This is a genomic window from Aeromonas simiae (assembly GCF_014892695.1).
GTDB classification, from domain to species: Bacteria; Pseudomonadota; Gammaproteobacteria; order Enterobacterales; family Aeromonadaceae; genus Aeromonas; species Aeromonas simiae.
In genome coordinates this window covers 3884145-3906192 of record NZ_CP040449.1, presented here as the reverse complement: position 1 = coordinate 3906192, position 22048 = coordinate 3884145, and the positions used below count along the sequence as shown (strand labels likewise).

17 protein-coding genes and 4 tRNA genes are annotated in these 22048 nt (G+C 59.3%); 3 read left to right on the top strand and 18 right to left on the bottom strand.

Annotated features, from left to right (window positions below):
* Window positions 1-85: 85 nt before the first annotated feature.
* The 15 genes from FE240_RS18610 to FE240_RS18540 form a co-directional block, all read right to left on the bottom strand.
* On the bottom strand, window positions 86-466 hold the full coding sequence (locus tag FE240_RS18610; RefSeq protein ID WP_042048507.1) for a RidA family protein: 381 nt from the start codon (window positions 464-466) through the stop codon (window positions 86-88).
* A gap of 23 nt (window positions 467-489) precedes the next feature.
* A complete protein-coding gene (locus FE240_RS18605) occupies window positions 490-1206 on the bottom strand; it encodes a helix-turn-helix transcriptional regulator (protein ID WP_042048508.1) in 717 nt (238 codons plus the stop codon).
* A gap of 187 nt (window positions 1207-1393) precedes the next feature.
* A complete protein-coding gene (gene rpoC / locus FE240_RS18600; protein ID WP_042048509.1) occupies window positions 1394-5698 on the bottom strand; it encodes a DNA-directed RNA polymerase subunit beta' in 4305 nt (1434 codons plus the stop codon).
* Between the two features lie 80 nt (window positions 5699-5778).
* The gene (gene rpoB / locus FE240_RS18595) at window positions 5779-9807 is read right to left on the bottom strand and encodes a DNA-directed RNA polymerase subunit beta (RefSeq protein WP_084214848.1); all 4029 of its coding nucleotides are present in this window, start codon (window positions 9805-9807) and stop codon (window positions 5779-5781) included.
* A 220-nt stretch (window positions 9808-10027) separates the two neighbouring features.
* Window positions 10028-10396 carry a 50S ribosomal protein L7/L12 gene (gene rplL, locus FE240_RS18590; RefSeq protein WP_042048511.1) on the bottom strand — a complete coding sequence of 123 codons (369 nt, stop codon included), beginning with the start codon at window positions 10394-10396 and terminating at the stop codon, window positions 10028-10030.
* Between the two features lie 51 nt (window positions 10397-10447).
* On the bottom strand, window positions 10448-10945 hold the full coding sequence (gene rplJ, locus FE240_RS18585) for a 50S ribosomal protein L10 (RefSeq protein ID WP_042048512.1): 498 nt from the start codon (window positions 10943-10945) through the stop codon (window positions 10448-10450).
* Between the two features lie 246 nt (window positions 10946-11191).
* On the bottom strand, window positions 11192-11893 hold the full coding sequence (gene rplA, locus FE240_RS18580; protein WP_042048513.1) for a 50S ribosomal protein L1: 702 nt from the start codon (window positions 11891-11893) through the stop codon (window positions 11192-11194).
* A gap of 4 nt (window positions 11894-11897) precedes the next feature.
* Window positions 11898-12326 carry a 50S ribosomal protein L11 gene (gene rplK, locus FE240_RS18575; RefSeq protein ID WP_042048514.1) on the bottom strand — a complete coding sequence of 143 codons (429 nt, stop codon included), beginning with the start codon at window positions 12324-12326 and terminating at the stop codon, window positions 11898-11900.
* A 133-nt stretch (window positions 12327-12459) separates the two neighbouring features.
* A complete protein-coding gene (nusG, locus tag FE240_RS18570; protein ID WP_042048515.1) occupies window positions 12460-13011 on the bottom strand; it encodes a transcription termination/antitermination protein NusG in 552 nt (183 codons plus the stop codon).
* A 9-nt stretch (window positions 13012-13020) separates the two neighbouring features.
* Window positions 13021-13404, bottom strand: coding sequence for a preprotein translocase subunit SecE (gene secE / locus FE240_RS18565; RefSeq protein WP_042048518.1), 384 nt, complete (start codon window positions 13402-13404; stop codon window positions 13021-13023).
* Window positions 13405-13464: 60 nt separating this feature from the next.
* A tRNA-Trp gene (locus FE240_RS18560) sits at window positions 13465-13541 on the bottom strand.
* A 52-nt stretch (window positions 13542-13593) separates the two neighbouring features.
* A complete protein-coding gene (tuf, locus tag FE240_RS18555; protein ID WP_042048519.1) occupies window positions 13594-14778 on the bottom strand; it encodes an elongation factor Tu in 1185 nt (394 codons plus the stop codon).
* A 94-nt stretch (window positions 14779-14872) separates the two neighbouring features.
* A tRNA-Thr gene (locus FE240_RS18550) sits at window positions 14873-14948 on the bottom strand.
* A 4-nt stretch (window positions 14949-14952) separates the two neighbouring features.
* A tRNA-Gly gene (locus FE240_RS18545) sits at window positions 14953-15027 on the bottom strand.
* A 36-nt stretch (window positions 15028-15063) separates the two neighbouring features.
* Window positions 15064-15148: transfer RNA gene (locus FE240_RS18540), tRNA-Tyr, on the bottom strand.
* Window positions 15149-15403: 255 nt separating this feature from the next.
* Here FE240_RS18540 and coaA point away from each other — a divergent pair.
* Window positions 15404-16339 (top strand): type I pantothenate kinase, encoded by a 936-nt coding sequence (coaA, locus tag FE240_RS18535; protein WP_042048522.1) that lies wholly within the window; start codon window positions 15404-15406, stop codon window positions 16337-16339.
* Between the two features lie 89 nt (window positions 16340-16428).
* On the opposite strand, the gene FE240_RS18530 is transcribed toward coaA, so the two are convergent.
* From FE240_RS18530 to murB, 3 genes are all read right to left on the bottom strand, one after another.
* Window positions 16429-17751: a Na+/H+ antiporter family protein gene (locus FE240_RS18530; RefSeq protein WP_042048523.1), complete on the bottom strand. Its 1323-nt coding sequence runs from the start codon at window positions 17749-17751 to the stop codon at window positions 16429-16431.
* A 151-nt stretch (window positions 17752-17902) separates the two neighbouring features.
* Window positions 17903-18865, bottom strand: coding sequence for a bifunctional biotin--[acetyl-CoA-carboxylase] ligase/biotin operon repressor BirA (gene birA, locus FE240_RS18525; RefSeq protein ID WP_042048525.1), 963 nt, complete (start codon window positions 18863-18865; stop codon window positions 17903-17905).
* Window positions 18862-19899: a UDP-N-acetylmuramate dehydrogenase gene (gene murB / locus FE240_RS18520; RefSeq protein ID WP_042048527.1), complete on the bottom strand. Its 1038-nt coding sequence runs from the start codon at window positions 19897-19899 to the stop codon at window positions 18862-18864. Before murB ends, birA begins: the two co-directional genes overlap by 4 nt.
* 128 nt (window positions 19900-20027) lie before the next feature.
* Between murB and FE240_RS18515 the strand changes: the two genes are divergently transcribed.
* On the top strand, window positions 20028-20681 hold the full coding sequence (locus FE240_RS18515) for a potassium channel family protein (protein ID WP_042048529.1): 654 nt from the start codon (window positions 20028-20030) through the stop codon (window positions 20679-20681).
* Window positions 20678-22030 (top strand): TrkH family potassium uptake protein, encoded by a 1353-nt coding sequence (locus FE240_RS18510; RefSeq protein WP_042048530.1) that lies wholly within the window; start codon window positions 20678-20680, stop codon window positions 22028-22030. The genes FE240_RS18515 and FE240_RS18510 overlap by 4 nt, the downstream gene beginning before the upstream one ends.
* Window positions 22031-22048 lie beyond the last annotated feature (18 nt).

The window sequence follows — 22048 nt, the reverse complement described above, 5'->3', positions numbered from 1 at the left end:
CACTCTCTTTGCTGCAAACGCCCATTCTAGGGAGATGCAGGATAACAAAAAAGCCCCAGAGGGGCTTTCATGCACAGGGTATTGCTCAGACGTGGGCGATGGCTTCGACTTCCACCTTCACATCTTTCGGCAACCGAGCGACTTCGACGCAAGAGCGGGCCGGAGCGGATTCACCGAAGTACTTGGCATAGACCTGGTTGAACGCGACGAAGTCATTCATATCACTCAGGAAGCAGGTGGTCTTGAGCACCTTGTCGGCCCCCGAGCCCGCCTCTTCCAGCACGGCCAGCAGATTCTTCATCACCTGCTCAGCCTGCACCTCGATCCCCCCGTTGACGATCTCCATGGTCGCCGGGTCGAGCGGGATCTGGCCTGAGGTGAAGATCAGGTCGCCCAGCCGGGTACCCTGAACATAGGGGCCGATGGCGGCCGGCGCCTTGTCGGTTGCAATGATCTGTTTTGCCATTAAGTTATCCCCCTGTTTGGCAATTATTCGCTCTCCTCTTCACCCTGCTTGCGCTGCCGGATGTAGAGATAGACGGTGTGTTTGGAAATATTCAGCTTGTCCGCCACCAAGTTGATGGAATCCTTGATATCGAAGATCCCCTTCTCGAACAACTGAGTCACGATGAAACGATTCTTGGCGTTATTGGCCACCGTCGGGTCCCGGTTGATCTCGTCGATGGTGTTGTCCACCGTCTGAGCAACCAGCTCTTCGACACTATTGGCAAACGTCTCGGGTGTATGCCGTTCCACCTGTTGCGGGGTCGGGAAAAACTCGGCCACAAACTCGTGAAACGGCGCATTGATGTGTAAGTTGATGCAAATAAGGCCGATGACCCGCTGCTCCTTGTTACGGATAGCGATGGTGGTCGACTTCATCAGGGCACCGGTACGACTGCGGGTAAAGTAGCTCTGGGTATAATCCAGCCCGGTCGTTTCGATGTCCTTAAGCATGCGCAGTGCCAGATCGGTGATCGGCGCCCCTTCGGTGCGCCCGGTGTTGAACCCGTTGGCAATCTTGATGACTGATTCGTGCAGGTTTTCCAGGGAATGGAGCACCACTTCGCAGTGTTTGCCGAACAACTCGGCCATGCCCAATACCACCCCTTCATAGGAGCGCAACAATTCCCTGTCTTCTGCGGTAAATGCGCATCCAATTGCTGCCTCTTCAGGCAACAGCGCTTCCTCTATACCGACCGTCATGGTCCCCCCTGTAAAACCACATAACTTTGTCGAGTTTTCAGAGCCGGCCAAGGCTTGTCAACTTTTTTTGATTTTTTGCTTCATAAGCTTGAGTCAGATCATCCTGATCCGGGCCGACCTGACACACTACGCCAGTCGGCAGGATAAAAAAAGGGCTCCCGCAGGAGCCCTTTCTATCAGCAGCAGCTTACTCTTCGTCGAAGCTACCGGCTGCGTTCAGCAGATCCGCCAGGTTCTGCTGCGCCTCGTCGGCGGTCACCTGCGGCACACCCACGTCACGCGCTGCGGCAGCGCGCTTGGTGATGCGGCCCTGGTGGTACGCAAAACCGGTACCGGCCGGGATCAGACGACCCACGATCACGTTCTCCTTCAGACCGCGCAGTTCATCGCGCTTGCCACCAACGGCGGCTTCGGTCAGTACGCGGGTAGTCTCCTGGAAGGAGGCCGCGGAGATGAAGGATTCGGTGCTCAGAGAAGCCTTGGTGATCCCCATCAGCACGTGACGGAACGTCGCCGGCGTCTTACCTTCGGCAACCAGTCGACGGTTGGCGATGTTGACGCGGGCAATTTCCACCTGCTCGCCATCGATGAACTCGGAATCACCGGAGTTCATGATCTCACCCTTACGCAGCATCTGACGTACGATGACTTCGATGTGCTTGTCGTTGATCTTAACGCCCTGCAGACGGTAAACGTCCTGCACTTCGTTAACGATGTAGTTGGCGACCGGGCTGATACCACGCAGACGCAGGATATCGTGTGCAGATTCCGGACCGTCGGCCAGCACTTCACCCTTGGTGACCTTTTCACCTTCGAAGACGTTCAGGTTACGCCACTTCGGAATCATCTCCTCGTAGGCGTCGCCGCCCTCGGTCGGAGTGATCACCAGACGACGCTTGCCCTTGGTCTCCTTACCGAAGGAGATGGTACCGGAGATCTCGGCCAGGATGGCCGGCTCTTTCGGTTGACGCGCTTCGAACAGATCCGCAACGCGCGGCAGACCACCGGTGATGTCCTTGGTACCGCCGGATTCCTGCGGGATACGCGCAACCGCGTCACCCACGTTCACGTTGGCACCATCTTCCAGGTTGACGATCGCCTTGCCCGGCAGGAAGTACTGGGCGGCGACATCGGTACCCGGGATCATCACGTCGTTGCCGGCTGCATCGAGCAGCTTCACGGTCGGACGCATCTCCTTACCGGCGCTCGGACGCTCGTTGACGTCCAGCACGACGATGGAGGAGAGACCGGTCAGCTCGTCGGTCTGACGAGTGATGGTCACGCCATCGATCATGTGTTCGAAGTGGATACGACCGGCCACTTCGGTGATGATCGGGTGGGTGTGCGGGTCCCAGTTAGCAACGGTCTCGCCTGCGTTCACAGCCTGGCCGTCCTTCACTTCCAACACGGCACCGTAGGGCAGCTTGTGGCTTTCCTTGGTACGGCCCATGTCGTCCATGATGGTCAGTTCGGTAGAACGGGAGGTGATAACCAGCTTGTCGTCGCTGTTGTGAACGAACTTGGCGTTCTGCAGCTTGATGGTACCGGTGTTCTTCACCTGGATGCTGCTCTCGGCCGCGGCACGGGATGCAGCACCACCGATGTGGAACGTACGCATGGTCAGCTGGGTACCCGGCTCACCGATGGACTGGGCGGCGATAACACCGACCGCTTCACCACCGTTCACCAGGTGGCCACGGGCCAGATCTCGGCCGTAGCAGTGGGCGCAGATACCGAAGTCAGTCTCACAGGTGATGGCAGAACGTACCTTCACACGGTCGACGGAGTTGCGCTCCAGCAGGTCACACAGATGCTCGTCGAGCAGGGTGTTGCGAGCCACCAGGATCTCGTCCTCGGTACCCGGCTTGATGACGTCTTCCGCCACCACACGACCCAGCACGCGCTCACGCAGCGGCTCGACCACGTCACCACCTTCGATCAGCGGAGCCATCCACAGACCTTCAACGGTGCCACAGTCGCTCTCGGTCACCACCATGTCCTGCGCCACGTCAACCAGACGACGGGTCAGGTAACCGGAGTTCGCGGTCTTCAGCGCGGTATCCGCCAGACCCTTACGAGCACCGTGAGTGGAGATGAAGTACTGCAGTACGTTCAGACCTTCACGGAAGTTCGCCACGATCGGGGTTTCGATGATGGAGCCGTCCGGCTTCGCCATCAGGCCACGCATACCGGCCAGCTGACGGATCTGGGCAGCAGAACCCCGTGCACCGGAGTCAGCCATCATAAAGATGCTGTTGAAAGAGGCTTGCTCTTCCTCTTCGCCCAGGGAGTTGACGGCGCGCTCCTTGGACAGGTTCTCCATCATGGCCTTGGAGACACGCTCGTTGGCGCTGGCCCAGATGTCGATAACCTTGTTGTAGCGTTCGCCCGCGGTCACCAGACCGGACAGGAACTGATCCTGGATCTCGGCGACTTCGGCTTCGGCGGCGGCGATGATGTCCTTCTTGGCATCCGGGATCAGCATGTCGTCGATGCCTACGGAGGCACCGGACAGGGCTGCATAGTGGAAACCGGTGTACATCAGCTGGTCAGCGAAGATGACGGTGTCCTTCAGGCCCTGCTTGCGATAGCAGGTGTTCAGCAGACGGGAGATCTGCTTCTTGCCCATGGCCTGGTTGGAGACGTACTTGATCCAGTTCTGCGGGTTGGCAGCCAGATCGGCCTTAGCGGCCTCGGTCAGCACCATCGGCGGATCGATCAGCGCGTACTCCATGCCCTTCGGCAGGATCAGGCTCAGGATGGCACGACCGACCGTGGTGTTCTTCATCTCGGTCTTGGCAACCAGCTCACCGGCTTCGTTCTTCACGTACTCGGTGATGCGAACCTTGACGCGAGCGTGCAGGTCGGCCAGACCGGCGCGGTACACCTTCTCGGCTTCCTTCGGGCTAGACAGCACCATGCCTTCGCCCTTGGCGGCGATGCGGGCACGGGTCATGTAGTACAGACCCAAGACCACGTCCTGGGACGGCACGATGATCGGCTCACCGGAGGCGGGCGACAGGATGTTGTTGGTGGACATCATCAGGGCGCGCGCTTCGAGCTGGGCTTCCAGGGTCAGCGGAACGTGTACCGCCATCTGGTCACCATCGAAGTCCGCGTTAAACGCGGCACACACCAGCGGGTGCAGCTGGATGGCCTTGCCTTCGACCAGGGTCGGTTCGAACGCCTGGATACCCAGACGGTGCAGGGTCGGCGCACGGTTCAGCATGACCGGGTGCTCGCGGATCACTTCGTCCAGGATGTCCCAAACGACCGCTTCCTCGCGCTCCACCATCTTCTTGGCAGCCTTGATGGTAGTCGCCAGACCACGGGTTTCCAGCTTGCCATAGATGAAGGGCTTGAACAGCTCGAGGGCCATCTTCTTGGGCAGACCGCACTGATGCAGGCGTAGGGTCGGACCTACGGTGATAACGGAACGACCGGAGTAGTCGACGCGCTTACCGAGCAGGTTCTGACGGAAACGACCTTGCTTACCCTTGATCATGTCAGCCAGGGACTTCAGCGGGCGCTTGTTGGAGCCAGTGATGGCGCGGCCACGACGACCGTTATCCAGCAGCGCATCTACAGATTCCTGCAGCATACGCTTTTCGTTGCGCACGATGATGTCCGGGGCAGCCAGGTCGAGCAGGCGCTTCAGACGGTTGTTACGGTTGATCACGCGGCGGTACAGATCGTTCAGATCGGAGGTCGCGAAACGACCACCGTCGAGCGGCACCAGCGGGCGCAGATCCGGCGGCAGCACCGGCAGCACGGTCATGATCATCCACTCCGGCTTGTTGCCGGATTGCAGGAAGGCTTCCATCAGCTTCAGACGCTTGGTGGTCTTCTTGCGCTTGGTCTCGGAGTTGGTCTGATCCAGCTCTTCGCGCATGGTACGCACTTCGCCTTCCAGATCGATGCCGCGCAGCAGCTCGAGGATGGCTTCGGCACCCATCTTGGCGTCGAACTCATCACCCCACTCTTCCAGCTTGTCCAGGTACTGCTCTTCGGTCAGCATCTGGCTGCGCTCGAGATCGGTCATGCCCGCTTCGATCACCACATAGGATTCGAAGTAGAGCACGCGCTCGATGTCACGCAGGGTCATGTCCAGCAGCAGACCGATACGGGACGGCAGCGACTTCAGGAACCAGATGTGAGCGGTCGGGCTGGCCAGCTCGATGTGGCCCATGCGCTCGCGGCGCACCTTGGTCTGGGTCACTTCGACGCCGCACTTCTCGCAGATCACGCCACGGTGCTTGAGGCGCTTGTACTTGCCGCACAGACACTCGTAGTCCTTCACCGGTCCGAAGATACGGGCACAGAACAGACCATCACGCTCCGGTTTGAAGGTGCGGTAGTTGATGGTCTCAGGCTTCTTGACCTCACCGAACGACCACGAACGGATCATGTCGGGAGAGGCCAGACCGATCTTGATGCTATCAAACTCTTCGGTCTTGGTCTGAGCCTTCAAAAACTTGAGTAAGTCTTTCACGTGTTTCCCCTGTCAGGAGTCTAACCTCGGCGCCCCTTGCGGGGCGCCCACGTCAATTTGTGAACAATAAGAGCTTGCTCTTACTCTTCTTCCAGCTCGATGTTGATACCCAGGGAGCGGATTTCCTTCAGCAACACGTTGAAGGACTCGGGCATGCCCGGCTCCATGCGGTGGTCGCCATCCACGATGTTCTTGTACATCTTGGTACGGCCGTTCACATCGTCGGACTTGACGGTCAGCATCTCCTGCAGGGTATATGCCGCACCGTAAGCCTCCAGGGCCCACACTTCCATCTCACCGAAACGCTGACCACCGAACTGCGCCTTACCACCCAGCGGCTGCTGGGTAACCAGGCTGTAGGAACCGGTAGAACGCGCGTGCATCTTGTCGTCTACCAAGTGGTTCAGCTTCAGCATGTACATGTAGCCAACGGTAACCTTGCGCTCGAACGGCTTGCCGGTGCGACCGTCGATCAGGGTGATCTGACCGGATTCCGGCAGATCGGCCAGCTTCAGCAGCGCCTTGATTTCACGCTCCTTGGCACCGTCGAACACCGGAGTGGCGACCGGCAGACCCTTACGCAGGTTCTCAACCAGAATACGAACTTCATGGTCGGAGAGCTCGGCGATGTCGACCTGCTGGCTGTCCTTCTCGCCCAGGTCATAGACCTGTTGCAGGAAGTTGCGCATCTCGTGCAGTTCGCGCTGCTCCTTGACCATGCGATCGATCTTCTCGCCGATCCCCTTGGCCGCCAGGCCCAGGTGAACTTCGAGGATCTGACCGATGTTCATACGGGAAGGTACGCCCAGTGGGTTCAGTACGATGTCGACCGGACGGCCGAACTCGTCATGCGGCATGTCTTCGACCGGGTTGATCTTGGAGACCACACCCTTGTTACCGTGACGGCCCGCCATCTTGTCACCCGGCTGGATGCGACGCTTAACGGCCAGATAGACCTTAACGATCTTCAGCACGCCCGGCGCCAGGTCATCGCCCTGGATGATCTTGCGACGCTTGTTCTCAAACTTCTTGTCGAAGTCAGCCTTCAGCTCGACGTGCTGTTCGGCGATCTGCTCCAGCTCGGTCTGCTTGCCTTCGTCTTCGATGGCCAGCTCGAACCACTTGGTGCGATCCAGCTTGGAGAGCTTGTCTTCGCTGTAACCGGCAGAGGTCAGCAGGTTGCGGGCACGACCGAAGATACCGTTCTCGAGGATCTTGAACTCCTCGGTCAGGTCCTTCTTGGCCTGCTTGAGCTGCATCTCTTCGATTTCCTTGGCACGCTTGTCCTTCTCCACGCCATCGCGGGTAAAGACTTGCACGTCGACCACGGTACCGTAGACGCCGTTCGGCACGCGCAGGGAGGAGTCCTTCACATCGGAGGCCTTCTCACCAAAGATGGCGCGCAGCAGCTTCTCTTCCGGGGTCAGTTGGGTTTCGCCCTTCGGGGTCACCTTACCAACCAGGATATCGCCACCCTTCACCTCGGCACCGACGTAGACGATACCGGACTCGTCCAGCTTGGACAGCGCGGCCTCACCCACGTTCGGGATGTCAGCGGTGATCTCTTCCGGGCCCAGCTTGGTATCACGGGAGATACAGGCCAGTTCCTGGATGTGGATGGTGGTCAGACGGTCTTCCTGAACGATTCGCTCGTTAAGCAGGATGGAGTCTTCGAAGTTGTAACCGTTCCACGGCATGAACGCGACGCGCAGGTTTTGGCCCAGCGCCAGTTCGCCCAGGTCGGTAGACGGGCCGTCAGCCAGCACGTCGCCCGCCATCACCGGCTCACCCAGCATCACGCAGGGGCGCTGGTTGATACAGGTGTTCTGGTTGGAACGGGTGTACTTGGTCAGGTTGTAGATGTCGATACCGGCTTCGCCAGGCATCAGCTCATCTTCGTTCACCTTGATCACGATGCGGGAGGAGTCGACCTGGTCAACCATACCGCCACGCTTGGCAACGACGGTCACACCGGAGTCAACGGCCACCGCACGCTCCATACCGGTACCAACCAGCGGCTTGTCGGAGCGCAGGGTCGGCACGGCCTGACGTTGCATGTTCGAACCCATCAGTGCGCGGTTCGCGTCATCGTGCTCAAGGAACGGGATCAGGGCCGCTGCAACGGAAACGATCTGTTGCGGGCTCACATCCATGTACTGGATCTGATCGGCGTTCATGAAGGTGGATTCACCCTTATGACGGCAGGGGATCAGCTCGTCCTTCAGGCGGCCGTCTTCGGTGGTCGCAGCGTTAGCCTGTGCGATCACATACTTGCCTTCCTCGATAGCGGAGAGGTATTCAACCTCATCGGTGATCACACCGTCGTTCACCTTGCGGTACGGGGTCTCGAGGAAGCCGTACTCGTTGGTACGGGAGTAGACGGACAGCGAGTTGATCAGACCGATGTTCGGACCTTCAGGCGTCTCGATCGGGCACAGACGACCGTAGTGGGTCGGGTGTACGTCTCGAACTTCAAAGCCGGCACGCTCACGGGTCAGACCGCCCGGGCCCAGCGCAGAGATACGGCGCTTGTGGGTCACTTCGGACAGCGGGTTGTTCTGGTCCATAAACTGGGACAGCTGGCTGGAACCAAAGAACTCCTTGACCGCGGCAGAGATCGGCTTGGCGTTGATCAGATCCTGCGGCATCAACGCGTCCAGGTCGCCCAGAGACAGGCGCTCCTTGACGGCACGCTCAACACGGACCAGACCGACGCGGAACTGGTTTTCGGCCATTTCACCGACGGAACGGATACGACGGTTACCGAGGTGGTCGATATCGTCCACTTCGTCGTTACCGTTACGGATGTCGATGAGGCGCTGCATGACCTCGACGATGTCGTCCTTGGTCAGCACACCGACGCCAGTCTCGTCTTCACGACCCAGACGACGGTTGAACTTCATGCGACCCACGGTGGACAGGTCATAACGCTCGGAAGCGAAGAACAGGTTCTCGAACAGCTGCTCGGCGGCTTCACGAGTGGGCGGCTCGCCCGGACGCATCATGCGGTAGATTTCTACCAGGGCTTCCAGACGGTTGGTGCTGGAGTCGATGCGCAGGGTCTCGGACATATAAGCACCGTGATCCAGTTCGTTGGTGAACAGGACCTCGAAATGCTTGAAGCCGGCTTGGGACAGGTTGGCGATCGCCTCCAGGCTCAATTCCTGGTTGGCGGTCACGACCAGCTCGCTGGTCTGCGGGTTCAGGTAATCCTTGGCGGAAACCTTGCCCACAACATACTCAACCGGTACCTCGATCTGGGTGATGGCGTCTTTTTCCAGCTGGCGGATGTGACGGGCGGTGATACGACGACCCTTCTCAACGACCACATTGCCATTGGCAACGATATCGAAGGTAGCGGTCTCGCCACGCAGGCGCTCCGGCACCAGATCCATCATCAGCTTGCCATCCTTGATCTCGAAACGGATGGTGTCGAAGAAGGTGGCCAGGATCTCTTCGGTGGTGAAGTCCAGCGCACGCAGGATGATGGAAGCCGGCAGCTTACGGCGACGGTCGATACGGACAAACAGGTTGTCCTTGGCATCGAACTCGAAATCCAGCCAGGAACCACGGTAGGGAATAACGCGAGCGTTATACAGCACCTTACCGGAGGAGTGGGTCTTGCCCTTGTCGTGATCGAAGAAGACACCCGGGCTGCGGTGCAGCTGGGAGACGATCACACGCTCGGTACCGTTGATGACAAAGGTACCGTTGTCGGTCATGAGCGGAATTTCGCCCATGTACACTTCTTGTTCTTTGATGTCTTTGACGGTGCCGGCTGCCGCTTCACGGTCATAGAGGACCATGCGAAGTTTTACGCGCAGCGGCGCGGAGTAGGTCACTCCACGGATTTGGCATTCTTTTACATCAAATACCGGCTCACCCAGGCGATAGCTGACATATTGAAGCTCAGCACTACCGGAGTAACTGGTGATCGGGAAAACGCTACGGAAGGCAGCCTCAAGGCCGTACGCACCTTCCGGGTCAGCCTCGATGAACTGCTTGAAGGAGTCCAGCTGAATGGACAACAGATAAGGCGTGTCCAGTACCTGGTCTCGCTTACCGAAGTCCTTACGAATGCGTTTTTTTTCGGTATAAGAGTAAACCATAGGGTTCCTCAGCTCGCTGATAAGTGACCCACTCTGCCCAATAGGGCAGCTCTGTCTCAACACCGTTTTTGTAGACCGGACAACAGGGTCGTCCAGGGCTGCGATTCTGAGAGACGAAAACGGTGTGAAATGCTCTCAGTCTACAGCGCAAAAGGGCCGGTGAATAAAAATTCACCAGCCCTAGCCCGAAATGAATCAGGCTAATCTACATAAATGCAGATTATTTGATCTCAACGGAGGCACCGGCAGCTTCCAGCTCTTTCTTCAGAGCTTCAGCTTCGTCCTTGGAGATGCCTTCCTTCAGGTTAGCCGGAGCGGATTCAACCAGATCCTTAGCTTCCTTCAGGCCCAGACCGGTAGCAGCGCGTACAGCCTTGATGACGGCAACCTTGTTGGCACCGGCGTTGGTCAGTACTACGTCGAACTCGGTCTTCTCTTCAGCAGCGTCAGCGGCAGCAGCCGGGCCAGCCATAACGGCAGCAGCGGCGGAAACACCGAACTTCTCTTCCATGGCGGAGATCAGCTCAACTACGTCCATTACGGACATGGAAGCAACGGCTTCGATGATTTGGTCTTTAGTGATAGACATGACAAAAATTCCTGATGTTGAATTAACTTAAACTGCCTATAGAGGCGAGAATCAAGCAGCTTCTTTCTGATCGCGGACAGCAGCGATGGTACGAACCAGCTTGCCAGCGGCGGCTTCCTTCATGGTAGCCATCAGCTTTGCAATTGCTTCTTCGTAAGTCGGCAGCGTGGCCAGACGATCAATTTGTGCAGCGGCGATAAACTCACCGTTAAAAGCGCCAGCCTTGATCTCGAACTTTTGGTTCGCCTTGGCAAACTCCTTGAACAGACGAGCAGCAGCGCCCGGGTGTTCGTTGGAGAATGCGATCAGGGTCGGACCGCTGAAAGCGTCGTTGAGGCACGCGAATTCGGTACCTTCAACAGCGCGACGCAGCAGGGTGTTACGCACAACGCGCATATACACACCGGCTTCACGAGCGCTCTTACGCAGGGCGGTCATCTTGTCTACAGTAACGCCGCGAGAATCGGCAACCACTGCGGACAGGGCGCCTTTGGCAGCTTCGTTGACTTCAGCAACAATCTGCTTTTTGTCTTCGAGTCCCAATGCCATTGGCTTAACTCCTGGATTGAACCTGGGCCACCGTGACCCAGAAATAAAACACCCCTTACGGGGAACGATATCGGTGGCAGGATTCCAGAAGAGACAGAATTCTATCTCGCTGGGTTTCCGGCACCGTCTACGCAGGGAAATTAAGGTTTTTCAACCACCTGCGGTCTTGGACGGAGGTCGAAGCCCCCAACCAAACTCAAGGCGCAAAATTGTAGTTCAAATTTTGCGCCTTGTAAATCAGATCAATTAGGCTTGGGTGCTCAGGGAGGCCTGGTCAACCGCGACGCCAGCACCCATGGTGGTGGAGACGCTTACCTTCTTGATGTACTGACCCTTGGCGGAAGACGGCTTGGCCTTTTTCAGGGCAACCAGCAGCGCTTCCAGGTTTTCTTTCAGCTGTTCTTCAGTGAAGGAAACCTTACCCAGGGTAGTGTGGATGATACCGTTCTTGTCGTTACGATAACGAACCTGACCAGCCTTGGCGTTCTTGACGGCCTCAGCAACGTTCGGGGTTACAGTACCAACCTTCGGGTTCGGCATCAGACCACGCGGGCCCAGGATTTGACCCAGTTGACCAACAACGCGCATGGCATCCGGAGAGGCGATGACGACGTCGAAGTTCATTTCACCCTTCTTGACCTGGTCAGCCAGATCATCCATGCCCACCAGATCAGCACCGGCAGCCTTGGCGGCTTCGGCGTTGGCACCCTGGGTGAACACAGCAACGCGAACGTCACGACCGGTGCCGTGCGGCAGCACAGTGGCGCCACGAACGTTTTGGTCGGACTTACGAGCGTCGATGCCGAGGTTTACGGCGACGTCTACGCTTTCAACGAACTTGGCGGTAGCCAGTTCTTTCAGCAGAGCAACGGCTTCGCTGATACCGTACTCTTTGGTACCGTCAACCTTCTCGCGAATAACGCGCATGCGCTTGGACAGTTTAGCCATCGTCTTATTCCTCCACTACCAGGCCCATGGAACGGGCGGAACCGGCGATGCAACGAACCTTGGCAGCCAGATCGGCACCAGTCATGTCCGGCTCTTTGGTCTTGGCGATCTCTTCCAGCTGAGCAATGGTCACTTTACCGACCTTGTCTTTGTTCGGCTTGGCAGAACCAGACTTGATACCAGCCGCTTTCTTCAGCAGGAAGGCTGCGGGCGGAGTCTTGGTTTCGAAGGTGAAGGAGCGATCGCTGTAAACGGTGATCACGACCGGAGTCGGGGAACCCTTTTCCAGCTTCTCTGTACGAGCGTTGAACGCCTTACAGAATTCCATGATGTTCACACCGTGCTGACCCAGTGCCGGACCAACAGGGGGGGACGGGTTGGCTGCACCAGCAGCAACCTGCAGCTTGATATAAGCTGTGACTTTCTTAGCCATTACAAAATTACCTCAAATATGGGTTCTAACGCCTCGGAGACATGCTCCTGCAAACGGCTCCCCAACTAAAAAAGGGGCAGCGAATTATATTGATAATCGCGGCCCCTGACAACACATAATGTGCAGGATTTAATCAGGCCTTCTCGACCTGACTGAAGTCCAGCTCCACCGGGGTGGAACGACCGAAGATCAGCACAGAAACCTTCAGACGGCTCTTCTCGTAGTCGACTTCCTCGACGACACCGTTGAAATCGGCAAACGGGCCATCGGCCACACGCACCATTTCACCCGGCTCAAACAGGGTCTTCGGCTTCGGCTTGTCATGAGCATCTTGCAGACGGTTCAGGATGGCATCGGCTTCCTTATCGGAAATCGGGGCCGGACGGTCTGAAGTGCCGCCGATGAAGCCCATGACGCGCGGAACACTGCGCACCAAGTGCCAGGAGGTTTCGTCCATGGTCATCTGCACCAGAACATAGCCTGGGAAAAACTTGCGCTCACTCTTGCGCTTTTGGCCGGCACGCATCTCGACCACTTCTTCGGTCGGAACCAGTACCTCACCGAATTTATCTTCCATGCCGTGCATCTTGATATACTCGCGCAGCGACTTGGCAACCCGGCCTTCATAGCCAGAGAATGCCTGCACGACATACCATCTCATACGTTGTTCACGTTGCTCAGTCATGGTTTTTCCTTACACACCGGTAATCAAGTTGACCAGCCAGACCAAGGCTCCGTCCAGAACGAACAGCAGCAAGCCCATCACAGCAGTCACTGCCAGCACGATCAGGGTTGTCTGAATGGCTTCCTGGCGAGTCGGCCATACGACCTTGCGGACTTCCAGGCGGGATTCACGGGCAAAAGCCAGCGTGGCCTTCCCCTTGGTGGTCTGCAATGCAAGTACGCCGGCGACGGCGATGGCGACAACTACGCCGAGAACACGGACCAGAGTGTGTACCTCTTTGAAGTACTCACCTACGGCCCAGTTCCCTGCAACTACGGCTGCCAGGATGATGAAAACCAGGCCCCAAAGCAGGGTATCCTTGCTTCCGCCCTGGCTCTCAGGATTCACATTCATACAACCTACCTGTATCTGACGTTATCAAAGACACAAAAGCCCCGCACTTGGCGAGGTATATGGCAGGGGCGGAGGGACTCGAACCCCCAACCATCGGTTTTGGAGACCGCTGTTCTACCAATTCGAACTACGCCCCTGCATAAGAAAGCCCCTATTATAGGGGCTTTCATTATTCATTGTAAGCCTTGATTATTCGATAACCTTGGCAACAACGCCGGCGCCAACAGTACGGCCACCTTCACGGATTGCGAAGCGCAGACCGTCGTCCATCGCGATCGGGCAGATCAGGGTAACAACCATCTTGATGTTGTCGCCCGGCATCACCATCTCTACGCCTTCCGGCAGTTCGATGGTGCCAGTCACGTCGGTGGTACGGAAGTAGAACTGCGGACGGTAGCCCTTGAAGAACGGGGTGTGACGGCCACCTTCGTCCTTGGACAGTACGTACACTTCGGATTCGAACTTGGTGTGCGGAGTGATGGTACCCGGCTTGGCCAGTACCTGACCACGCTCTACGTCTTCACGCTTCACGCCACGCAGCAGCGCACCGATGTTCTCGCCTGCACGACCTTCGTCCAGCAGCTTACGGAACATTTCTACACCGGTACAGGTGGTCTTGGTGGTGTCCTTGATGCCGACGATCTCGACTTCTTCACCTACCTTCACGATACCACGCTCTACACGACCGGTTACTACGGTACCACGGCCTGCGATGGAGAATACGTCTTCGATCGGCATCAGGAACGGCATGTCGATGGCACGCTCCGGCTCCGGGATGTACGCATCCAGGTGGCCTGCCAGCTCGATGATCTTCTCTTCCCACTGGGCGTCGCCTTCCAGTGCCTTCAGAGCAGAACCACGTACTACCGGCAGGTCGTCGCCCGGGAAGTCGTACTCGTTCAGCAGCTCACGCACTTCCATTTCTACCAGCTCGAGCAGCTCTTCATCATCAACCATGTCGCACTTGTTCATGAACACGATGATGTACGGAACACCTACCTGACGACCCAGCAGGATGTGCTCACGGGTCTGCGGCATCGGGCCGTCAGTCGCTGCAACTACCAGGATCGCGCCGTCCATCTGGGCAGCACCGGTGATCATGTTCTTAACGTAGTCGGCGTGACCCGGGCAATCTACGTGGGCGTAGTGACGGGTCGGGGTGTCGTATTCTACGTGGGAGGTGTTGATGGTGATACCACGCTCACGCTCTTCCGGGGCCTTGTCGATCTGGTCGAAGGCGAAGGCCTTACCACCGTAGTGCTTGGCCAGCACGTTGGTGATGGCGGCGGTCAGGGTGGTCTTACCGTGGTCAACGTGGCCGATGGTACCCACGTTAACGTGCGGTTTATTACGCTCAAATTTCTCTTTAGACATGATCGTCCCTCTAAACTAACGCTGAGTACGCGGTGGCAAGCTAACCACAGAACAGTTTATTACATGCGGATGAAATCGGTGAGATAGAGAGAGGTGGTGCTGATAGGCAGAATCGAACTGCCGACCTCATCCTTACCAAGGATGCGCTCTACCGACTGAGCTATATCAGCATCTTGGAGCGGGCAGCGGGAATCGAACCCGCATCATCAGCTTGGAAGGCTGAGGTAATAGCCATTATACGATGCCCGCACTTCTCTAACCCAGATAACTCAAACCGCAGAGAAATGGTGGAGGGAGAAGGATTCGAACCTTCGAAGGCAGAGCCGTCAGATTTACAGTCTGATCCCTTTGGCCACTCGGGAACCCCTCCGGTCACTTCAGCGTCGCAACGGCATTTGTGCTTGCACCCGTTGCTCTGCCGCTTTTTCATACAAAAAAGACGGCCGACATCTAAAGCGTCGCGCATTTTATTGTAACCCTCGGGGGGATGCAACACCTGTAGCCCTGAATCGCCCGCCAGCCGCTGTCTTGCGCGATTTTGGAGGCTGACTGGCCGCGCTTTTTCTTGTGGCGTCCCTCGCCCATGGTGTAAGGTCGCCCTGCCCGATTACCTATCGATGACATCATGACAACAGACCACAACCCCTACCTGCAATTCAGCCGCGAGCAGTGGTCGCTCCTGCGCGACGCCGTACCCTTGACGCTGACCGAGCAGGATCTGCAAACACTGCGTGGCATCAATGAGCGGGTTTCGTTGCATGAAGTCGAGACCATCTATCTGCCCCTGTCGCGCCTGCTCAACCTCTATATCAAGGCCAAGCAGCGCCGTAGCAGAGTGCTGGAGCAGTTTCTTGGCCAGACCCGTGGCCGCATCCCCTATGTCATCAGCATCGCGGGCAGCGTCGCTGGCGGCAAGAGCACCACGGCGCGGATCCTGCAAGCTCTGCTGGAACGCTGGCCAGAGCATCCCAAGGTTGAGCTCATCACCACCGATGGCTTCCTCTACCCTAACCAGGTGCTGGAAGAGCGCGGTCTGATGCATCGCAAGGGCTTCCCCGAGTCATACGACATCCGACAGCTGGTCGAGTTCGTCGCCAATATCCGCGCAGGTCACGAGCGGGTCGAGGCCCCCGTCTACTCCCACCTCGTCTATGACATAGTCCCGGATGAGAAGAAGGTGGTCGAGCAGCCGGATATCCTGATCTTGGAGGGGCTCAATGTGCTGCAAAGCGGCATCGACTCCCTGCACCCGCACCGGGTCTTCGTCTCCGACTTCGTCGACTTCTCCATCTATGTGGATGCCGAGACCGATCTGCTGCGAACCTGGTACATCGAGCGCTTCCTCAAGTTCCGCAGCGGCGCCTTCGCCGATCCTGACTCCTACTTCCACCACTACGCCCAGCTGCGTGAAGAGGAGGCAGTGGCCATCGCCAGCAACATCTGGCAGGACATCAACTACCGCAATCTGGTTGAGAACATACTGCCGACCCGCGAACGCGCCAACCTGATCCTGACCAAGGGACCGGAACACGCGGTGGAGCAGGTCAAGCTGCGCAAGTAAGCACTCGCATCAGGAATAAAAAAAGGTGGCCATTGGCCACCTTTTTTTGCGCTCGACACCTGCCAAACAGGCGATAGTCGCGTCCTGGATTACAGCACCATGGCCGCCACCCAACCAAAGCCCAGCAAGGGAATGTTGTAGTGGATGAAGGTCGGCACCACGCTGTCCCAGATGTGATCATGCTGGCCGTCGGCGTTGAGGCCTGAGGTCGGGCCCAGCGTCGAGTCGGAAGCCGGTGAGCCCGCATCCCCCAGCGCGCCGGCGGCGCCGACCAGAGACATGGTGGCCAGCGGCGAGAAGCCGAGGTGGATGCACAGCGGCACATAGATGGTGGCGATGATGGGCACGGTGGAGAAAGAGGAGCCAATCCCCATGGTGATGAGCAGCCCCACCAGCAGCATCATGAAGGCGGCGATCCCCTTGTGCCCCTCCATCATTCCGCTGACGGCCTGCACCAGGGTGTCGACCCCGTGGGTGGCCTTCATCACGGCGGCAAAGCCGGCGGCGGAGATCATGATGAAGCCGATGAGCGACATCATGCGCACCCCCTGGGTAAAGGCATCCTGACTCTCGCGAAACGGAATAACGCCGCCCAGCGTGAAAATCACGAAACCGGCCAGAGCCCCCAACACAATGCTGTCGGTGGTCAATTGCAGGCCGAGCGCCACCGCGATGGCCAGCAGTGCCACCCAGATGTGCTTCAGGTTGAGCTCGGTGCTCTCCGGCTCGGCCGCTAGGATCTGAGCCACGTCATACTGGCGCGGCTTGCGATAGGTGATAAAGACCGCCACCAGCAGACCGAGGAACATGCCCGCCACCGGGATTGCCATCGCCAGCGACAACTGGCCCGACGCGACCGGCACGCCGTTGTCGATCAGGTTCTTGGCCAGGATGTTGTTGAGGAAGATGCCACCAAAGCCCACCGGCAACAGCATATAGGTCGCGGTCAGGCCGAAGGTGATGACACAGGCCACCAGGCGGCGGTCGATCTGCATCTGGGCCATCACGTGCAACAACGGCGGGATCAGGATCGGGATGAAGGCGATGTGCACCGGGATCAGGTTCTGCGAGGAGATAGAGACCAGCAGCACGGCGGTCAGCAGCAGCGCCTTGACCCACATGATCCGGTTAGGGCTGGCCTCCTTGCCGAGCTGGTCGATCACCTTGCGCGCCAGCAGATCGGTGATGCCGGAGCGGGAGATGGCAACGGCAAACGCCCCCAGCATGGCATAGGAGAGGGCGATCTCGGCGCCGCCCCCCAGCCCACCGCTAAAAGCGGAGAGCGTATCGGAGAGGGAGAGCCCCCCCACCAAGCCACCGACGATGGCACCGATACTCAGTGACACCACGACATTGATTCGCAGCAGGCTGAGCACCAGCATCAGGCTGACCGCGATAACCACAGGGTTCATTGCACTTCCTTTTTTATCTTTGGGACGCTGTCTGTCGAAAAAGGCGTCTAAATTGGCCAATTACATGATGAATGTCTAGAAAAATCTGGCCCGCACTATGGCGGGCCGAGGGTGATGCTGAAAATATGGAATAAACGGCTACGTGTGGCGCTCATACCGGGCGCAGCGACAGCTCACCACCGAAGAAGACCTGGATCCCCTCCTCCGTTTCCAGGCGCAGGGCGCCCCGTTCATCGACCCCGCGGGCGATGCCACGGATCTCCTGATCGCCCATCAGCAGCCGCACTGGACGCCCCTGGAAACTGTCGAGCTGGTTCCAGCGCGCCACGAAGGCCCCCAGCCCATCCTGCTCGAAACGCAGCATCGCCCGCTGCAATCCCCCAGCGACCCGGGCTGCCAGCAGGTTGCGATCGACCGGCTCGCTGCGCACCTGGCGCAGCTCGGCCCAGGCCTGATCGATCTTGTCGGCCTCGGCCTGCGGCATCGCCAGATTGACCCCCACACCGACCACCACGTGACAAAGACTGCCGGCGCTCCCGCTCATCTCAACCAGGATGCCGGCCAGCTTGCGCCCCTGATAGTAGAGATCGTTGGGCCACTTGAGCTGCACCCCGTGATAACCCAGCTCTTCCAGGGCGTCGACCACCGCCACCCCGATCGCCAGACTGAGCCCCATCACGGCGGCCATCCCCAACTCCAGCCGCCAGTAGAGGCTGACAATGAGCTGACAGCCGAACGGTGAGACCCACAACTTGCCACGGCGGCCACGGCCAGCGCTCTGGCACTCGGCCAGACAGAGGGTGCCCGAATCGAGCCTATCAACCCGCTCCAGCAGATACTGGTTGGTGGAGTCGATCACCGGGAAGACGTGAACCGGCGCCAGCGGCAACTGCTGCTGCAACCACTCCCGATCGTAGAGCGCCAGCGGCAGGGCAAGGCGGTGGCCGCGACCGGTCAGGCTGTAGATGTCGAGGCCCAGGGTCTTGAGCGCGGCCACATGCTTGCTCACCGCCGCCCGGCTGATGCCGAGCCGCTCACCGAGCTGCTCACCGGAGTGGAATTCACCATCAGCCAGGATCTCAAGCAGCGCCTGGCGCACCGGTGTCAACGTCATGCCATCACCTCATCGAGCGTGGTTTCCCCGGTGGCCCCCATGAAGCGCACCTCATGCTCCAGCCGCACCCCGAAGCGCGCCCCCACCGTATCGCGCACATGGGCCGCCAGGGTGAGCAGCTCGTGGGCGCTTGCCCCGCCACAGTTCACCAGCACCAGCGCCTGCTCCTGATGCACTGCCGCCTGGCCGATGCTAAACCCCTTGAGCCCGCACTGCTCGATGAGCCAGCCGGCGGCCAGCTTGACCTGCCCTTCGCCAGCCGGGTAGCTCGGCATGGTGGGGTAGTCGCTTCGTAGCCGCTCGGCCAGCGCCGTCGGCACCACGGGGTTTTTGAAGAAGCTGCCGGCGTTGCCGAGCCGCGCCGGATCCGGCAGCTTGGCCATGCGGGTGGCACACACGGTATCGAAGATGGCCTGGGGCGTCGGCTGCTCACCGAGGGCGGCCAGCGGCCCGTAGCCACGCACCGGTTGCCACGCCTTGGGCAGGCGCAGCCCCACTGCGGTGATGAGGTGACTCTCCTGATACTCATGCTTGAAGATGCTGTCGCGATAGCCGAAGCGGCAGTCGGCTGCGGCTATCCGCTCGGACTCCCCATCGGCCCAGCGCAGGGTATCCACGTAGGCACAAAAACGCGCCAGCTCGACCCCGTAGGCACCGATGTTCTGCACCGGCGCGGCCCCCACGCAGCCGGGGATCAGCGCCAGATTCTCCAGCCCCGGCATGCCTTGCTCCAGGGCGTGGCACACCAGATGGTGCCAGTTCTCACCGGCCGCCACGTGCAGCAGCCAGCTCTCCCCCTCATCGGTCACCGTGATGCCGCGCAGACGGTTAAGCAGCACCAGCCCGGCAAAGTCGCAGGTAAACAGCACATTGCTGCCCCCGCCCAGCACCAGCCTGGGGAGCCCGGCCCAACGCGGGTCGCAGCGCAAGGCGGCGAACTCGTCGGGCTGCTCCAGCGTGACCAGCCAGTCGGCGCGGGCCGCCAGACCCAGGGTGTTGAGATCGTTCAAAGGGGCATGGGGGAGCAGTTTCATGGGCGTCGTCCAACAACAGAGTGGCGCCAAGTCTACCTCAATTGATTGGTCACGGAAAAATTGCCTCCACTTCTCCCCCGTGGTCGGCTGGATTAGAGTATCTCCTTCCCATTGAGCAGGAATCCCCCATGAACAGCCAATTTGCCGTGATCGGTCTGGGTCTGTTTGGCAGCGCCCTGTGTGAGGAGCTGGATCGTCAGGATGCCCAGGTGCTGGCCATCGATATCGACGAGACCAAGACCCGCCAGGTCGCGACCTTCTGCAGCCACACCATCGTCGCCGACGCCAGTGACGAGGCCACCGTGGCCGAACTCGGCCTGACCGACTATGACATCGTCTTCGTCGCCATCGGCGACAGCCTGGAGACCAGCATCCTCATCACCCTGATCCTCAAGGAGGCCGGCGTGAAGAAGGTGTGGGTCAAGGCACGCGACAAGTTCCACGCCAAGATCCTGCAAAAAGTGGGTGCCGACAAGGTGATCAACCCGGAGTGGGACATGGGGCGCCGGGTAGCCCAGAGCATGCTCGACAACCGGCTGTTCGACTACCTCGAGCTGGGCCACAACATGGTGCTAACCGAGTTCGTCATCGGCTTGCAGCAAAATGGCCGCACCCTGGGGGATCTGCACCTGCTGCAACAAAGCGAGTTCCAGCTGCTCGCCATCAAGCGCGGCGAGACCTTGCATAACGTGCTGACCGGCAAGATGGAGATGCAGCTCGGCGACATCCTGATCCTGGCTGGCAACAAGCACGCCATCGATCACTGGCTGGATACCCTATGACCCGCTGGCGCAGCAGTTTCGCCTTCCGCCTGCAACAGGACGAGTCACGCTGGAGCGAGGCCAAGCTGATCCTCAACAGCTTCCTCTCGATCCTGCTGGTCGGCACCCTGTTCCTGATGCAGCCCTCCAGCCACAACGGCTCGCTCACCTTCATCGACGCCCTGTTCACCGCCACCTCGGCCATCAGCGTGACCGGGCTCGGCGTGGTCGACACCGGCACCGTCTTCACCCTGCAAGGGCAGATCATCCTGATCCTGCTGATGGAGATTGGCGGGCTCGGCCAGATGACCATGACGGTGCTGCTGCTGGCGCTGCTGAGCAAGCGGGTCAGCCTGCGCCAGCAGGTGCTGGCCAAGGAGGCGCTGGGCCAGGAGGGGAGCATCGACATAGTGCGGCTGGTCAAGCGCATCATACTGTTTGCCCTGATCGCCCAGCTCATCGGCACCGCCCTGATGGGCATTCGCTGGGTGCCTGAGATGGGCTGGGGGCATGGCCTCTATGTCAGCTTCTTCCATGCGGCGTCGGCCTTCAACAACGCCGGCTTCTCCCTGTTTGCCAACAACCTGATGGACTATCGCGACGACGCCTTGATCAGCCTGACCATAGCCGGGCTGCTGATCCTCGGAGGCATAGGGTTTACGGTGATCGTCGACGTGGTGCGCCGGCGCCACTGGCGCCGCTTCAAGCTGCACACCAAGTTGATGCTGGTCGGCACGCCGGTGCTACTGCTGGTCGGCACCCTGATCTTCTGGCTGCTCGAGCACGGCAACCGGGGCACCCTGGGGGGCGCCACCTTCGGCCACCAGATGCTGGCCGCCTTCTTCCACTCGGCCAGCGCCCGCACCGCCGGCTTCAACACGGTCGACATCGGCCACTTCACCCCGGCCGCCCTACTGTTCCTGATGGCGCTGATGTTCATCGGCGCCGGCACCTCCTCCACCGGTGGGGGGATCAAGGTGACCACCTTCGCCGTGGTGGTGCTGGCGACCCGCGCCTTCCTCACCAAGCAACCCCACGTCACCGCCTTCGGCCGCAGTGTCTCGTCCCAGGTGGTGACCCGCTCGCTGGCCATCATCATCGTCAGCGCCATGGTGCTGTTTCTGGCCATGTTCCTGCTGATGATGACCGAGTCGCTGCCGTTCGACAAAATCATGTTCGAGGTGGTCTCGGCCTTCGCCACCGTGGGACTGTCGACCGGCATCACTACCGCCCTGAGCGAGCCGGGCAAGCTGATCCTGGTGCTGGTGATGATCTGCGGCCGTCTCGGCCCGCTCACCCTCGCCTTCATGCTGGCCCGGCCGGTCGAGACCCGCATCCGCTACCCGGAAGAGAACGTCTATACCGGCTGAGGCCAGATGCAAGCAGGG

Excerpts from the sequence above, each read along its gene's own strand:
- birA (WP_042048525.1), bottom strand. The coding sequence starts at position 18,865 with ATGACGTTGACACCGGTGCGCCAGGCGCTGCTTGAGATCCTGGCTGAT.
- rplK (WP_042048514.1), bottom strand. The coding sequence starts at position 12,326 with ATGGCTAAGAAAGTCACAGCTTATATCAAGCTGCAGGTTGCTGCTGGT.
- murB (WP_042048527.1), bottom strand. The coding sequence starts at position 19,899 with ATGAAACTGCTCCCCCATGCCCCTTTGAACGATCTCAACACCCTGGGT.
- FE240_RS18515 (WP_042048529.1), top strand. The coding sequence starts at position 20,028 with ATGAACAGCCAATTTGCCGTGATCGGTCTGGGTCTGTTTGGCAGCGCC.
- FE240_RS18530 (WP_042048523.1), bottom strand. The coding sequence starts at position 17,751 with ATGAACCCTGTGGTTATCGCGGTCAGCCTGATGCTGGTGCTCAGCCTG.
- FE240_RS18605 (WP_042048508.1), bottom strand. The coding sequence starts at position 1,206 with ATGACGGTCGGTATAGAGGAAGCGCTGTTGCCTGAAGAGGCAGCAATT.
- FE240_RS18510 (WP_042048530.1), top strand. The coding sequence starts at position 20,678 with ATGACCCGCTGGCGCAGCAGTTTCGCCTTCCGCCTGCAACAGGACGAG.
- coaA (WP_042048522.1), top strand. The coding sequence starts at position 15,404 with ATGACAACAGACCACAACCCCTACCTGCAATTCAGCCGCGAGCAGTGG.
- rplJ (WP_042048512.1), bottom strand. The coding sequence starts at position 10,945 with ATGGCATTGGGACTCGAAGACAAAAAGCAGATTGTTGCTGAAGTCAAC.
- rplA (WP_042048513.1), bottom strand. The coding sequence starts at position 11,893 with ATGGCTAAACTGTCCAAGCGCATGCGCGTTATTCGCGAGAAGGTTGAC.
- secE (WP_042048518.1), bottom strand. The coding sequence starts at position 13,404 with ATGAATGTGAATCCTGAGAGCCAGGGCGGAAGCAAGGATACCCTGCTT.
- FE240_RS18610 (WP_042048507.1), bottom strand. The coding sequence starts at position 466 with ATGGCAAAACAGATCATTGCAACCGACAAGGCGCCGGCCGCCATCGGC.
- nusG (WP_042048515.1), bottom strand. The coding sequence starts at position 13,011 with ATGACTGAGCAACGTGAACAACGTATGAGATGGTATGTCGTGCAGGCA.
- rpoB (WP_084214848.1), bottom strand. The coding sequence starts at position 9,807 with ATGGTTTACTCTTATACCGAAAAAAAACGCATTCGTAAGGACTTCGGT.
- tuf (WP_042048519.1), bottom strand. The coding sequence starts at position 14,778 with ATGTCTAAAGAGAAATTTGAGCGTAATAAACCGCACGTTAACGTGGGT.
- rplL (WP_042048511.1), bottom strand. The coding sequence starts at position 10,396 with ATGTCTATCACTAAAGACCAAATCATCGAAGCCGTTGCTTCCATGTCC.